The organism is Psychrobacter sp. CAL346-MNA-CIBAN-0220 (assembly GCF_040309805.1).
In the GTDB taxonomy this organism is placed as follows: Bacteria; Pseudomonadota; Gammaproteobacteria; order Pseudomonadales; family Moraxellaceae; genus Psychrobacter.
Genome location: NZ_JBEOPF010000674.1, coordinates 1 through 241, shown reverse-complemented (window position 1 = coordinate 241; position 241 = coordinate 1). Strand labels below are relative to the sequence as shown.

Below are 241 nucleotides of genomic sequence, written 5' to 3'. Positions count from 1 at the left end.
ATATAGGTTTGGTCGTAAAATTTAACGTTGTTACAAATGGCCTGCATTTCTTCAATATTGGCTTTATCAAATAGTCCGGTTTCTTTAGATAGCAAAAACATCCCAGAGTTGTAATAAACTATTTTATTGTCTTCTTTTGGCCAGTCGACCTCGCCTAAGATATTATTAATTTGCACCGCTTGCTCACCGCGATCGCGATGAGCCCCTTCATTGAACATATAAACCGTATCAAGGTCAGAAT

The 241-nt window shown here is 37.8% G+C and carries 1 protein-coding gene; it reads right to left on the bottom strand.

The genetic code is table 11. The features are described 5' to 3' along the window. Positions 1-241: hypothetical protein (locus tag AAEY88_RS15280; RefSeq protein ID WP_350563755.1), on the bottom strand; the 241-nt coding region annotated here is incomplete at both ends.